This window comes from Stenotrophomonas sp. GD03680, from assembly GCF_029844625.1.
GTDB lineage: Bacteria > Pseudomonadota > Gammaproteobacteria > Xanthomonadales > Xanthomonadaceae > Stenotrophomonas > Stenotrophomonas maltophilia_P.
Genome location: NZ_JAOCKC010000047.1, coordinates 1 through 767 on the forward strand (window position 1 = coordinate 1; position 767 = coordinate 767).

A 767-nucleotide genomic window follows, 5' to 3' on the forward strand; every position below is an offset into this window, starting at 1 on the left:
CCGGCCGCCGTCGCCAGCAGATGCTTGCTCGGCGCCGACAGCTGCACGTCCGCTTCGGTACTGGCGATGCGTACCTGCGTCTTGGCCGCCACGATCGCCTGGTTCTTGTGCGCACGCGCACTCACCTTGCCCTGTGCCGCATGCAGCGCGATGCCGCGCTCCTGGTTCGGGCTCTCGCCGCTGGGTTCCATGCCGGCGGTGTACAGCACCAGGCCGCCGGCCACGGCCATCGTCAGTGAGCCCTGGGTCATCCAGTTCAGCGCCACGCCGCTGGCCAGCGTGGTGTGCGTGCCGCTGACCCACACCTGGTCGGCCGGGGTCAGGCTCAGCACGCCGGCCACGCCACTGCCCAGCAGGACAGGCGCACTCCAGCCCGGCGCTTCGCCGTCGCCACCGGCGATGCTGCCCGCCGCGCTGCCACTGTGGGTCGCGCGCAGGGTCTCCTGCAGTTCGGTCAGCGTCGTGTCCACCGGCAATTCGTTGGGATCACTCGGAAGCTGTGCCTGCTGGTTGGCCGCCGACTCGGCCAGCTGCTGCAGCAGCTGCTGGCTTTCCTGCAACTGGCTCAGTGCCTGCGGCGCCGCCAGCTGCGGCGTACCCGGCTCGGTGGTCAGCAGCAGGCCACGGCCGGCGCGCAGTGCACCCTGGGCCTGCGTGGACAGTTCCACACCAAAGCCCCGCTCGCCCTCGCGCACGTTGTCCTGGCCGCCCTTGAGATGGCCCAGGGTCAGGGTGGTCTCGTGCTGGGTGGTGGACAGCTGCGCGCG

1 protein-coding gene is annotated in these 767 nt (G+C 71.1%); it reads right to left on the reverse strand.

The window, feature by feature from the left end; translation table 11 throughout:
* On the reverse strand, positions 1-767 hold a 767-nt coding region (locus tag N5J29_RS19250), incomplete at both ends, for a DUF2345 domain-containing protein (protein WP_279924559.1).